Source organism: Arthrobacter sp. TJ-236 (assembly GCF_058269235.1).
The window spans coordinates 1,480,979-1,494,028 of the sequence record NZ_JBZCNI010000001.1 but is presented as its reverse complement, the minus strand read 5'-3'; the positions used below and the strand labels follow the sequence as shown (position 1 = coordinate 1,494,028).

Genomic DNA, 13,050 nt, shown 5'->3' with positions numbered 1-13,050 from the left:
CGCTGCGCCGATCTGTGGATAACCGGCAGGACGGTCAGCGGATCACTTGGCGTCGGCGTAGGAGGACACCGTGACCGTCGTGACGGGGAACTCGACGGGGATGACCCCGAAGACGAGCCGGGTGGCCGCCCGCGCCGCGTCCCGGACGATGTCCGTGGCCTCCTCCGCCGACCCCAGCGGCACGTGCAGCATCACCTCGTCGTGCAGGAAGAACGCGATACGGCTCCTGGGGGAGGGGATCCCGCTTCCAGCCAGCCGCCGTCGGATCTCGGCGAGCCAGCACAGCGCCCACTCCGCCGCCGTCGCCTGCACCACGAAGTTGCGCGTGAATCGTCCTCGCGCCCGCGCCGCCGTGTCGGCGCGCCGCTGCTCCTCGGCCGTCGTCGTGCGCTGACGCGCGGACCAGTCCTCGGTTGCGGGAGGGCAGCCGCGGCCCAGGTGACTCGCGACTCCGCCGCCCGACTCACCCGTGCGGGCGGCCTCCTCCACGACGCCGATGGCCTGCGGGTAGGCGCGCGTGAGCTGGGGCATCAGACGCCCGGACTCGCCGCTCGTGGCTCCGTACATGGCACCGAGCATGGCGAGCTTCGCCTGGGCGCGGTCACCGCCGAACCCCTGGTCCGCGATGCCCTGGTACAGGTCCTTGCCCCGGGCCGCGTCCGCGAGCGCCGAGTCCCGCCCGAGCGCCGCGAGGACACGCGGTTCGAGCTGGGCGGCATCGGCGACGACGAACACATGCCCGTCGTCGGGTCGCACCGCGTCGCGGACCTGCCGGGGGATCTGCAGGGCACCGCCCCCGCGCGACGCCCACCGACCGGACACACTGCCGCCCACCACGTACTCGGGACGGAAGCGGCCCTCGTGCACCCAGGCGTCGAGCCAGCCCCAGCCGTTCGCGGTGAGGAGCCGCGCCAGCTTCTTGTACTCGAGGAGCGGACCGATGACAGGATGCCCGTGTTGCTCGAGCTCCCACGAGCGGGTCGTCCTCACATCGATTCCCGCTCGGTGCAGCGCACGCAACATGTCCTGCGGGGAGTCGGGGTTGAGGCTCCGATTGTCGAGGGCGTCGCGCAGCTCCCCGGCGAGACGTTCGAGCGTCGCCGGGCGCGCGCCCTCGGGCGGACGCTGTCCGAGGGCCGTCTCGAGGAGCGCCTCGTGGACGTCGCGCCGCCAGGGGAGGCCCCAGTGCTCCATCTCGGTCGCGATGAGCGCCCCGGCGGACTCTGCCGCCACGAGCAGGGCGAGGCGCGCGGACCGATGGGCACCCGCGACGGCGGCCGTCTGTGCGCGAGTCTCGGCCACGACGTCGTCGAGCACGGGCCCGGCGGCGGCGGCGGGGCGCGGATCGTCGAAGAGCGAGTGCTGGTCCGGGGACATCCGCGCCGGCGGCAGCATCCGGGACGGGACCGGGGTGTCCGACGGCGCCGATGACGTGCGCACGGAGTCGAGGTAGGGGGAGGGCCGGCAGAAGGGTGAGTTCGCGAGCACGGCGCGCGTCAGCGCGAGGTCCCAGCAGCGCTCGACGTCGACGCCCGCGGCCAGCAGGTCCGGGTACCAGAGGCGCGTGGAACCCCACACCCACCGAGGCCGCCGCTGTTCCGCAGCGCGGACCACGTCCGGGAGTTCCGTCGTCGGGACGGCACGCGGCTCGGCGATCGGGACGCCTGCATCGTCGAGTTCCTGCACCAGCACGCCGCCCCGGAGATCGGACGCCGCAGGTGCTGCGGCCACGGCGATGAACATGAGGACATTCTCGGCTGCCGCGGTGTCATTCTGGCAATCGGTGGCTGTCGCGCTCGCGGCGTCCCGTCGTCGGGTGCGCCGTGCTGGTTGTCCACATAGCGCAACCCCGCTCGGGGGCGCCGTCCGGCTCGGACCATCCTTGGTCCATGACGCAGTCGATCCCGCCGCCCCGCCGCCCCCCGGTGGTTCTCGCCGGAGGCTCCCAGTTCGTCCGCGACCAGGTCGCTCGCGCCTGTGCCGCCGCCGGCGTGACGCCCCATTTCGAGAACCTGGCGACCGACGCGTTGGCCCTCGATCCTGTCGTGCTGATCGTGAGTGAGGGCCAGGCGATCTCCCTGTCGGGGCAGCGCGAGGTCGTCGTCGTGGGCACCAGCGAGGACGAACCGCGGGTGTGGGGAGCAGCCGCCCATCTCGCGTCCTCGCGGGTCGTGATCCTGCCGCAGGGCGCGGGCTGGCTCGCCGAGACGATCGGGCGCCGACTCAATCCGGCCGCTACCGGGGCGGTGACGGGCATCATGGGCGCCGCGGGTGGATGCGGAGCGAGTACCTTCGCCTACTGGTGCGCGCGGTGGGCGGCAGAGGGCGGCAGGGGAACGCTGCTCATCGACGGTGCGCCGCTCGCCGGGGGCGTCGATCTGGCGCTCGGACTCGAGTCGAGCCATGGTGTCCGCTGGCGCGACCTCACCGACATCCGTGGCACCCTCAACGCCGAGCAGTTCGCGGCAGCGCTGCCCACGGACAGGGGAGTGGCGGTACTCTCACACGACGCCGGCGACGCATACCTGAGCGCGTCGGGAGAGCCGATGCGCACGTCGGAGGCCGTCCTCGACGCCGCGCGCGGCGCCTTCGACGTCACGGTCATCGACCTCGGTAGCGTCGCCGGAGGCGACAGGACGCTGGTCGCCGCCTGTGATCACCTCGTCCTGGTGGTTCCGTCGCGGCCGCGGACCGTCGCCGCGGTGCCGCGCATCCTCGCGATGCACGGGTCGGTCCCGGTGACGGTCGTGGTCCGCGGTCCCGTGGTGGACGGTCTCGATCCATGGTTGGTGGCGGACGTCGTCGGGCGCCCGGGGCCTCTGCCCTTCCTTCCGTTCGTGCGCGGTGCGGCGGGCGCGGAGGCCGCCGGGCGAACCGCCGGCCTCGCCGTACCCCGACGCGCGCGAGCGGCCGTCGAGGCCGTCGGGCGCACCTGGGCCCCGTCGTCGTGAATGGAGGAGTCGCGGACCACCGACCGACCCGACGAGCTCTGCGTGCGGCTGAGCGGCCGGCCGCGGACGCCGATGTCCGGGCACGGGATGGAGTCCCGCCTGCGTTGCACGGCGACGGTGCAGGTGCGTCGATGGTGGATGCGGTCCGCAGGGCCGTGCTGACCGGCGAGGTCCAGGTCACGGCCGCGGCGTTCGCAGGGGCAGTCGGCTCGAGCGGCAGACTGCTCGGGTCGGAGGGAACGCTGTCCGCGCTCGACCGCGTGCGCGCGGAACTCGAAGGCCTCGGTGCGCTCGAACCGCTGCTCGCCGACCCCGGCGTCACCGACATCCTCGTCAACGGGCCCGACGAGGTCTGGGTCGACGGGGCCGAGGGCCTCCGGAGGGTCGGCCGGATCTTCTCCCACGAGGACGAGGTGCGCTCCCTCGCCGTCCGCCTCGTCGCGGCCGGTGGACGCCGGCTCGACGACGGCTGCCCCGCGGTCGACGTGCGACTCGACGGGCTGCGCGTCCATGCGGTGCTGCCGCCGATCTCGACCACGGGCACGCTGCTGTCGATCAGGATCAGGCGGTCCCGGGTGTTCTCCGTGCGGGAGCTCCAAGCCTCCGGGACCCTGGCGCCCGTGACGGCGGAGGCCCTCACCCTGATGATCAGGAGGCGGATGAACTTCCTCATCAGTGGTGCCACGGGTACAGGCAAGACGACCCTCCTGTCCGCTCTGCTGGGTCTGGCGGCACACCACGAGCGCGTGGTCACCGTCGAGGACGCCGCGGAACTCGCTCCGGAGCACCCGCACACGGTCAGCCTGCAGACGAGGCACGGCAATCTCGAGGGGGCGGGAGTCACGGATCTCACCGACCTCGTGCGGCAGGCCCTCCGGATGCGCCCGGACCGTCTGGTCGTCGGAGAATGCAGGGGCGCCGAGGTCCGGGAGATGCTGACGGCGATGAACACCGGCCATGACGGCGGTGGCGGAACCATCCACGCCAACAGCGCAGCCGCCGTCCCCGCGCGGCTGGCTGCCCTCGCCTCGCTCTCGGGCATGTCGGCGGACGCCGTCGCACAGCAGGCAGCGAGCGCGCTCGATGTCGTCGTGCATGTCACGCGCGGTCCGGCGGGACGACGCGTGGAGAGCATCGGACTGGTGGTGCTGGATTCCGCCCGAGGCCTCCGTATCCGCCCCGTCCTCGTCGACGACGGAGTGAGCTGCAGGGCGGAGGAGGGCTGGCCGGACTTCGCGGCCTCCGTGGGCTGGACCGCGCCGGCCCCCGCGCCATGACGGGCGTCGCCGTCGCGCTCCTGCTCGCCGCCGGATGCTTGGTGCTCACCGTGCGCGCTCGAGGTGGGCGGTGGCCTCCGGATGCACGGCAGCAGCGAGGTCCGGAGAACCGGGTGGACGGTCGGCGCCGCCCGTCACCGGCGCCGACTGCGCGGAGCGTGCGGCTGGGACGGAGGTCGCGGGAGCTGGAACTGCACGAGCTCCCCCTGTTCATCCATCAGCTGGCCGGTCTGCTGCGGGCGGGTCGACCACCGCACGCCCTGTGGTCGGACATGCTTCGACTTCATGCGGCAGCCACCTCCGCGTTCTCGGCCGCCGCGGTTCCGACGCTCGAGGCGGCAGGGCGCGCGGCGGTGCTCGGTCTGAGTGTCCCGCAAGCCCTTCGTGGCGCGCCCCCCGAGGAGGGGCGCCGGTCGGGGCGGGAACGCGTGCTCGACCGCATGTGGGTGGATCTCGCGGCGTGCCTCGAGGTCGCGGAGCGGAGTGGTGCGCCGCTCGCAGGGATCCTCGAGCAGTACGCCACGCAACTCGACGCCCAGCTCGACGGTGCGGCGTCCAGGGAGACGGCGTTGGCCGGGCCCCGGGCGACGGTCGTCCTGCTGGCCTGGCTGCCCGTGGTCGGTCTCGGCTTGGGATTCGGGCTGGGCATCAATCCTCTGGTGTTGCTGACGACCTCCCTTTCCGGGCAGTTCGCCCTGCTGGCAGGTGTCCTGCTCACGATCGCGGCCCGGACCTGGTCGAGACGACTGGTCCGGCGAGCCGGCGGGGAGACCCGATGACCGGCCTCCTCGTGGCTCTTCTGCTGGCGTCGACGGCGGTGCTCCTGGTGCTTCCTTCAGGGCGCAGGGGACCCGGACGGACGGCGTCCGCGGCGAGGGTCGCGGCACGTCCCGGGTTGGAGGACCCCGCCCTCATCCTCGATCTGCTCGGCGCGCTCCTGACGGCGGGCTCATCGGTCGAGCGGGCGTTGTCGACCGTGTCCGATTCGTGCGAGCAGAACCTGTCCACCGCCCTCGCGCGCGTCCATGCGGCGCGTCTGCTCGGCGCCTCCTGGGACGCCGCATGGGAGGCGGGGATCGACCGTCGTGTCGACGACGGGCCGTCCGCAGCGGCGCGGCCGGCCCCGGCGCGGGCCGCTGCCTTCGCGGAGCTCAGGGAGGGGCTCCGATTCGCCACGTCGACGGGAGCACCGTCCGCCGCGCTGCTGCACGCGCATGCAGGTCAGTTGCGGCGCCGCCACAACCGGGAGGTGGACAGGCGTGCGGCGGCCCTCGGAGTGCAACTGGTGCTGCCGCTCGGGCTGTGCTCCCTGCCGGCGTTCATCTGCCTCGGTGTCGTTCCCGTTGTCCTGGGGCTCCTGCCCGAGCTCTGACGTGGCAGGAGGTCGCGGGGATGTGCAGGACAGGCCGGCGCGCACATGTCGCCGGGCAGTCGTCCTCGGGTAAGCGGCCGGAGGTTATCCACTTAGGCGCCGTTCACGGAGCTGCGGCAGCCGGCCCGGGAAAGAGTTTGTTCAGCGACGACCGTCGCACCCGACGCGGGTCTACCGCGACCACCGGAAGGACATGACATGACCATGAAGACACAGCTGCAGCGCACGGAGGGCTCCCCCTTCGTCAGACCGACGACGGTGGGTGGCACCTGCGCGTCCCAGCCCGTCCATGCCGGAACTGTTCGACCCGGCGGGCTCGATGTCACTCCCTCACCGGGCCGGGCCATGGTTCGTCCCGGTGAGGGGCGTGTTGCATCCGGTCTCCACCTCGTCGGATCCGATCCCGACGACGCGACGCTCAACCGGGCGGAACGGCGCGGAGTGATGCGGCGCCGGAGGGCGGCACCGGGTGAGGATCTCCAGGATCGCGAAGCCGGTATGGCGACTGCGGAATACGCGATCGCCACGCTCGCGGCCGTCGGCTTCGCTGCGCTGCTCGTCGCGGTGTTGTCGAGCAGCCAGATCAAGGGCCTGCTGACGTCACTCATCACGACTGCGCTGAACTTCGGCTGATGAGGAGCCACCGGGGCGGCGCTGCGGACCGACGTGCAGGGGTGACCCCGAACGGCTCGGGTGTCCGTCGCACGCGCACGCCGGTCCACTCGATACAGCGCATGGCCCGCTCCAGGAGCGACGCCTGCGCTGCCGATCGTGGGGCCGTCACCGCAGAGGTGGCTGTCGCCCTGCCCGCCCTGGTGGTCCTCCTCGCCCTGCTGCTGGGCACGGCGCATGTCGGCACTCAGCAACTCCGGCTCGAGGAAGCCGCGCGTGCCGGAGCGCGGGAGGTGATGCGGGGCGAATCACCGGACGCCGTCCAGCGGACTGCCGAGCGGCTGGCGGGTCAGGACGCCGTAGCGACCGTCTCCATCCGTGAGGGGTGGACCGTCGTGGAGGTGCGGACGACGGTCGACGGTCCGTTGACAGGTCTGCTGGACCTCGACCTGAGCGCATCGGCCACGGGGAGGACGGAGCAGGATGACTGACACGGTGACGCCCACCGGCGAGAACGAGGGTCGCGACGGCGAGCGCGGCGCAGGGACGCTGCTGATGTCCGGCCTGGCGTTGCTCGCCCTGATGCTCGTCGCCGTCGGCGCGCTCATGATGCACGCGACCACCGCCGGCTCGAAGGCCGCGACAGCAGCAGACCTCGCGGCGCTCGCCGCAGCTGACGCGGCTCGAGGCCTCAGACCGGGTGACCCATGCTCTGAGGCTCGGCTCACGGCGGAGCAGCACGGGGCGGAGCTGACCGCGTGCGAGGTGGGCGGTCCAGGGATGTCGACGGTGGTCGTGCGGGTTGTCGTCCCCACGCACGGACCGCTGCCGGATGCGAAGGGAGCGGCTCGTGCCGGCCCCCCGTCGTGACGGGCCGGGGTCGGTCCGGATCGACTCGCAACGGACGATCAGGAGGAAGTCAGGACCGGACCGGGGGAAGCGGATCGTGAGCGTCCCGGGCGGCTCCGGCCGGGACGTCGTCGGTGCCGGCCTGCTGGAGGATCAGGGACAGCACCGCGACGGCGCCGCCCTTGCTCAGCGGGTTGTTGCGGTTGCCGCACTTGGGGGACTGCACGCAGGAGGGGCAGCCCGTCTCGCACTCGCATGCCGCGATGGCGTCGCGGGTGGCCGCCAGCCAGACCCGCGCGGCTTCGAAACCACGTTCGGCGAAGCCGGCGCCGCCCGGGTGCCCGTCGTACACGAAGATGGTCGGCTGCCCGGTATCCGCGTGCAGCGCCGTCGACACACCGCCGATGTCCCAGCGGTCGCTCGACGCGACCAGCGGGAGCAGCCCGATCGCGGCGTGCTCGGCCGCGTGCAGGGCGCCGGGCAGCTCCTCCGCCGAGATCCCCTCGGCCTCGAGCAGCTGTGGGCTGATCTCGAACCACACGCTCTTCGTGAAGAGGTCACGCGCCGCGAGGTCGAGCGGCTCCTCGCCGAGCACCTCGTTGGAGGAGAACGCCTTGCGCTGGAAGGACACCACCTGGGTGGTCACCTTGACGTCACCGAAGTTCGCGAGCACGCCTCCCCACAGGCGGCTGATGTCGCGGTCGATGACCTCGATCTGTGTGACGTCCCTCGCCTGGGTGTAGAAGTCGGGCTGCGCACGGGACACCGTGGCACAGTGGTTCTCCTCGTCGAGGTCCTCCACCACGTAGGTGCGTCCCTGGTGCACGTACACCGCACCGGCGTGCGCCTGGTAATGGCTCTGCGCCGATCCCATCGTGCCGAGCAGTGCCCCGGAGTCGGCGTCGACGATCGTGATGGGACCGCCGCCGTCCGCCCGCAGGTTCACCATCGACGCGGCGCTCTGCGGGTGCGTCCAGAACCAGCCGGCCGGCCGTCGTCGCAGGAAGCCCTGCTCGCAGAGCGTCCCGAGCAGGTCCTCGAACGTCGGCCCGAACAGGTCGAGGTCCGCGTCCGTGAGGGGAAGCTCCGCAGCGGCGGCACACAGGTGGGGCCCGAGCACGTAGGGGTTCGAGGGATCGAACACGGTGGCCTCGACCGCGAGGTCGAAGACCGCCTCGGGGTGGTGGACCAGGTAGGTGTCGAGCGGGTCGTCGCTCGCCACGAAGGCCGCGAGGGAGTCCTGCCCGGACCGCCCCGCGCGGCCGATCTGCTGCATGAGCGAGGCCCTGGTGCCCGGCCAGCCGGCCACGAGGACGGCATCCAGCCCGGAGATGTCGATGCCCAGTTCCAGGGCGGACGTGCTGGCGACCCCGAGGAGCTCACCGCTGCGCAGCGCGGTCTCGAGGAGCCGCCGTTCCTCCGGGAGATACCCGGAGCGGTACGCGGCGATCCGGTGCGGCAGGTCGGGATGCACGTCCTCGAGCATGCGGCGGGAGGTCTGGGCGATGCTCTCGGCGCCGCGCCGCGACTTGATGAAGGCGATGGTGCGAACGTGGGCGGACACGAGGTTGGCGAGCAGGTCGGACGTCTCGGCGATCACCGTCCTGCGGGTCGCCGCGCCGTTCTCGCCCCGTGTGCCCGTGAGCTGCGGTTCCCAGAACGCCACGGTCGTGGACCCGTGAGGCGAGGTGTCCTCGTCGACCGCCGTAGCGGGAGCGCCGATCAGCTTCCCGAAGGACGCCGCCGGGTCAGCCGACGTGGCGGACGCGCCGATGAAGACCGGATGCGCACCGTAGCTCGCGCAGATACGCCGGAGCCGCCGCAGAAGGTTCGCGACGTGGGATCCGAAGACACCCCGGTAGCTGTGGGCCTCGTCGATCACGACGTATTTGAGACGGCGGAAGAAGCGCGCCCACCAGGTGTGGTTCGGCAGGATCCCGAAGTGCAGCATGTCGGGGTTCGCCAGGACGAGGTTCGCGTGATCCCGGATCCAGCGGCGCGCCCCGGACTCGGTGTCACCGTCGTAGGTCTCGGCGCGCACGGTGGGAAGGCCGAGCGCGGTGACAGCGGAGTGCTGATCGGCGGCCAGGGCCTTCGTCGGCGCGAGGTAGAGCGCCACCGAGCCCGTGGGTGCCAGCGTGGTGCGGTCCTGCAGTTCGCTGCGGTGGATCTCGTCGAGGACCGGCAGCAGGTAGCACAGGGACTTACCCGACGCCGTTCCGGTCGCGATGATCGTGTGCGTACCGGAATGTGCCGACGATGCACCCTCGACCTGGTGCCGCCACGGCTGGTGGACGCCGCGTCGCGCGAACGCATGGACCACGTCGTCGTGAGCCCAGGAAGGCCAGGCGGCATGCTCCGCCGCGCGGGCAGGGATCTCCCGCACATGCATCAACTGCTCGGGGTCGGTACCGCCCCCGAGGAGGGAGATGAGGGAGTCGTGCGCGGCCACACGGCCATCCTCCCATCGGCGGGCCGGACACCGTGGCGTCCGAGCGCTTTATCCTCTGATGACGAACACGTCGGCGAGATGCTGCCAGCCGAGGAACTCGTACAGGGCGCGGCCGTCGGCGGACGCCATGAGCAGCCCGGTGCTGACGTCGTCCTCGAGGACGTCAGCCGTCAGCGCGCGCATGACGTAACTGCCCAGGCCCCTGCGACGGAACGCCTCCTCGGTCACGATGCGGTCGTACACGGCGTGTTCGCCGACCACGGAGACCGAACCCCGCGCGGCCTCCTGACCGTTCGCCCGGACGATCACACGTCGGCACGCGCCCTCCGAGCTCCGCTCGAGAGTGAATTCGTCGCCGGGAGCGCGCGGGTCCTCAACGTCCTGCCCGTGCATGTCCACGCTCATGAGGGATTGCTGCCGGTCGGTGACGCGCATCCCCAGGGGGGCCGCTGCGTCGATGAGCTCCTGGGTGCGGTTGGAGACGACGGACAGCACGCGCAGCGGGTCCTGCTTCGTCTCCCGCGCGAGCTCGAGGAACAGCTCGACGGTCGGATCGAAGAGGAGGTGCTCGGTCTGGTTCTGCTGGTCGGTGAGGAGCACCGATGCACTGCGACCGTCGTCCTTCACCTCGTAACCGCGGCACGCAAACCACCCCGAGAGCCAGGTCCGGAACAGGTCGTGATCAGCATGTGCGCCCATGTGCTGAACCATAGTTCTCGGACGCGACCAATGACATAGGCCGGCCCCAGAGTGATCGATTCGAGACGCGACGTACGCTTGAATCCGTGTCCACGAACCGCATAGCCCTCTATTACGCCTTCACACCGCTCCCTGATCCCGACGCCGTCCGACTGTGGCAGCGCGCTCTCTGCGAGCAATGGAACCTGCGCGGCAGGATCCTGATCTCGAAGGACGGCATCAACGGCACGGTGGGCGGCGAGGTCGGTGCCGTGAAGCAGTACGTGAAGCGGACCCGTGAGTATCCCGGTTTCGCTGGGCTGGACGTCAAATGGTCGGACGGCGGAGCCGAGGACTTCCCGCGGCTGAGCGTCCGGGTGAGGGACGAGATCGTCTCCTTCGGTGCGCCGGGCGAGCTACGGGTCGACGACGACGGTGTGGTGGGCGGCGGCACGCACCTGTCCCCGGAGGACCTGCATGCCCTCGTGGACGCGAAGCGCGGAGCGGGGGAGGACGTCGTCTTCTTCGACGGCCGCAACGCCTTCGAGGCGGAGATCGGCCGCTTCAGGGGAGCCGTGGTGCCCGATGTCCGCACCACGCGCGACTTCGTGCGCGAGCTCGATTCCGGCGCGTACGACGGCCTGAAGGACAAGCCGATCGTCACCTACTGCACGGGCGGGGTCCGCTGCGAGGTGCTCTCGAGCCTGATGGTCGCCCGCGGCTTCCAGGAGGTCTACCAGCTCGACGGCGGGATCGTCCGCTACGGCGAGACCTTCCGCGACGAGGGCCTCTGGGAGGGCTCGCTCTACGTCTTCGACAAGCGCATGCACCTCGAGTTCAGCGAGGACGCCGTCACGCTCGGGTCCTGCGCCCGTTGCGCGGCGCCCACCAGCCGGTACGAGAACTGCTCCGACCCCGCGTGCCGCTCACTCACCCTCTTCTGCGACGACTGCGCCGCCGATCCTCGGACGCTGCGGTGTCCCGGTGGATGCAACGCGACCACCACGGACGGCGACCTCGCCGTGGGCGCCGCCTGATGATGATCCCCGACATCCCGCGTCACACCGAGTTCGACGACGACGTCCCCTCGGCGCCGTCGAGCCGCGACCTCGCACTCGTCGAAGCGCTCGCTGCTGACCTGGTTGCGCTCGATTACACGGTCGACGGCGCCGGTTCGCTGCTCGGCGCTCCCGCCTATGCGGCACTCGGCCGCGGTCAGCTGGTCCCGGCCCTGCTGGAGTGCCGACGCCTCCTCGGTGACGGGTCGCAGGGCGGCCCGGTCGAGGAGCGTGCGCGGGCTGTCCCCGTCCTGCTGTGGCTGCTCGGGGAGACCGTGACCGAGGAGCTCCTCGCCGCCGCGTTCCCCGGCACCGGCGTCGTCGGCCTCCGGCGACTCAGGCTCATCGAACCCGGCGAGCACGAACCCGGCGAGCACGAACCCGGCGCCCACGAACCCGGCGCCCACGAACCCGGCACCGACGAGGACACCACGGACGACGCCGTATGGCGCGCCGCGGTGGAACTCCGTCCCACCGCGTCCGACGTGGGCGGTGACCTCTGGGTGGCGAGCGACCTCGGGGCCGAGCAACGCCCTGGTCCGCTGCGTCACGACCACGTGCTCGGCATCGGCGGGGCGTCCCTGACGCTGGCCCAGACCGTCATCCGGAAGCCCGTGGACCGCGCACTGGATCTCGGGACGGGGTGCGGCATCCAGGCCTTCCATCTCCTGCAGCATGCGCGGCACGTGACGGCCACCGATCTCTCCGAGCGGGCTCTCGCGTTCGCCCGCTTCAACCTCCTCCTGAACGCGCCGGCGCTCGGGATCGACCCCCAGCGTCCGGGGGATCGCGTGAGCCTGCGCCTCGGCAACATGCTGGACCCGGTCGAGGGCGAGCTGTTCGACCTCGTGGTGTCCAACCCGCCCTTCGTCATCACGCCGCGTGAGGGCGGCGACATCTACACCTACCGCGACGGCGGGCTCGCAGGGGATGCGATCGTCGCCTCGCTCATCGGCGAGGTCACGCGCGTGCTCGTGCCGGGCGGTTCGGCCCAGCTGCTCGGCAACTGGGAGATCACGGAGGGGACACCCTGGGACCGGCGCGTGGGCGCCTTCGTCCCGGCGGGCGTCGATGCGTGGATCATCCAGCGGGAGCAGCTCACGCCGGTGCAGTACGCCGAGACCTGGCTGCGCGACGCCGCGGAGACCCGCGACCGCGAGGCCCACGTCAGGAGCTTCGCCGCCTACCTCCGCGATTTCGCGTCGCGAAACGTCGAGGGCATCGGCTTCGGCTCGGTGTGGCTACGGCGGCCCCGTACGCCGAGCGACCTCGTGCGCGTGACGCTCGAGGAGATCACGCACGAGATCGAGCAGCCGGTGGGCCCTCACCTCGCCGCCGCCGTCGAGCGCGGGGACTGGCTCGCGGCGCGGACGGAGCAGGCGGCCTCGGGCGTGGGCATCGCCGACGCGTTCCTGCTGGTGGCCGAGGACGTCACCGAGGAACGCCATCAGCGGCCCGGCGCCGAGCACCCGGGGGTCATCCTCCTACGGCAGGGGGCAGGTCTCCGGCGCACCTCGCTCCTGAGCACGGAACTCGCCGGGTTCGCCTCGGCGTGCGACGGCGACCTCACCGCGGGGCAGATCGCGAGGGCCCTCGCGATGCTCCTGGAACGGCCCGATCCGGCGTTCACCGCCGAGTTGCTGCTCGACGTCGAGCACCTCGTGCGGGAGGGTTTCCTGATTCCGGCGGCCTGAAACCAGCGGTTACCCTTGTGCAGGCAGGGGTGGCGCATACTGGGGAACGCGGCCACCGGCTTTCCGAACGGACGGTCCTGATGCGCCGCCTGCATCGCACTCGCATA

12 protein-coding genes are annotated in these 13,050 nt (G+C 71.6%); 9 read left to right on the top strand and 3 right to left on the bottom strand.

Annotated elements, in window-relative coordinates:
• Window positions 1–42 precede the first annotated feature (42 nt).
• A complete protein-coding gene (locus AC4D16_RS07040) occupies window positions 43–1,743 on the bottom strand; it encodes a bifunctional 3'-5' exonuclease/DNA polymerase (RefSeq protein WP_490954415.1) in 1,701 nt (566 codons plus the stop codon).
• 146 nt (window positions 1,744–1,889) lie between these two features.
• Here AC4D16_RS07040 and ssd point away from each other — a divergent pair, with 146 nt between their 5' ends.
• The 7 genes from ssd to AC4D16_RS07005 all read left to right on the top strand — a co-directional run bounded on the left by ssd (window position 1,890) and on the right by AC4D16_RS07005 (window position 7,082).
• Window positions 1,890–2,951 carry a septum site-determining protein Ssd gene (ssd, locus tag AC4D16_RS07035; protein WP_490954414.1) on the top strand — a complete coding sequence of 354 codons (1,062 nt, stop codon included), beginning with the start codon at window positions 1,890–1,892 and terminating at the stop codon, window positions 2,949–2,951.
• Between the two features lie 131 nt (window positions 2,952–3,082).
• A complete protein-coding gene (locus tag AC4D16_RS07030) occupies window positions 3,083–4,228 on the top strand; it encodes a TadA family conjugal transfer-associated ATPase (RefSeq protein WP_490954413.1) in 1,146 nt (381 codons plus the stop codon).
• A complete protein-coding gene (locus AC4D16_RS07025) occupies window positions 4,225–5,007 on the top strand; it encodes a type II secretion system F family protein (protein WP_490954412.1) in 783 nt (260 codons plus the stop codon). The genes AC4D16_RS07030 and AC4D16_RS07025 overlap by 4 nt, the downstream gene beginning before the upstream one ends.
• Window positions 5,004–5,600: a type II secretion system F family protein gene (locus tag AC4D16_RS07020; protein WP_490954411.1), complete on the top strand. Its 597-nt coding sequence runs from the start codon at window positions 5,004–5,006 to the stop codon at window positions 5,598–5,600. The genes AC4D16_RS07025 and AC4D16_RS07020 overlap by 4 nt, the downstream gene beginning before the upstream one ends.
• A gap of 198 nt (window positions 5,601–5,798) precedes the next feature.
• Window positions 5,799–6,233, top strand: a complete 435-nt coding sequence (locus tag AC4D16_RS07015) for a DUF4244 domain-containing protein (protein WP_490954410.1) — start codon at window positions 5,799–5,801, stop codon at window positions 6,231–6,233.
• 101 nt (window positions 6,234–6,334) lie between these two features.
• On the top strand, window positions 6,335–6,703 hold the full coding sequence (locus AC4D16_RS07010; RefSeq protein WP_490954409.1) for a TadE family type IV pilus minor pilin: 369 nt from the start codon (window positions 6,335–6,337) through the stop codon (window positions 6,701–6,703).
• On the top strand, window positions 6,696–7,082 hold the full coding sequence (locus AC4D16_RS07005; protein ID WP_490954408.1) for an Rv3654c family TadE-like protein: 387 nt from the start codon (window positions 6,696–6,698) through the stop codon (window positions 7,080–7,082). Before AC4D16_RS07010 ends, AC4D16_RS07005 begins: the two co-directional genes overlap by 8 nt.
• Window positions 7,083–7,131: 49 nt before the next feature.
• On the opposite strand, the gene AC4D16_RS07000 is transcribed toward AC4D16_RS07005, so the two are convergent.
• Complete coding sequence (locus AC4D16_RS07000; RefSeq protein ID WP_490954407.1) at window positions 7,132–9,513, bottom strand: DEAD/DEAH box helicase; 2,382 nt, start codon at window positions 9,511–9,513, stop codon at window positions 7,132–7,134.
• Window positions 9,514–9,561: 48 nt separating this feature from the next.
• The gene (locus AC4D16_RS06995) at window positions 9,562–10,212 is read right to left on the bottom strand and encodes a GNAT family N-acetyltransferase (RefSeq protein WP_490954406.1); all 651 of its coding nucleotides are present in this window, start codon (window positions 10,210–10,212) and stop codon (window positions 9,562–9,564) included.
• Window positions 10,213–10,298: 86 nt separating this feature from the next.
• Between AC4D16_RS06995 and trhO the strand changes: the two genes are divergently transcribed.
• Both trhO and AC4D16_RS06985 read left to right on the top strand, forming a co-directional pair.
• Window positions 10,299–11,228 (top strand): oxygen-dependent tRNA uridine(34) hydroxylase TrhO, encoded by a 930-nt coding sequence (gene trhO, locus AC4D16_RS06990; RefSeq protein ID WP_490954405.1) that lies wholly within the window; start codon window positions 10,299–10,301, stop codon window positions 11,226–11,228.
• Window positions 11,228–12,943, top strand: a complete 1,716-nt coding sequence (locus AC4D16_RS06985) for a DUF7059 domain-containing protein (protein ID WP_490954404.1) — start codon at window positions 11,228–11,230, stop codon at window positions 12,941–12,943. The genes trhO and AC4D16_RS06985 overlap by 1 nt, the downstream gene beginning before the upstream one ends.
• Window positions 12,944–13,050 lie beyond the last annotated feature (107 nt).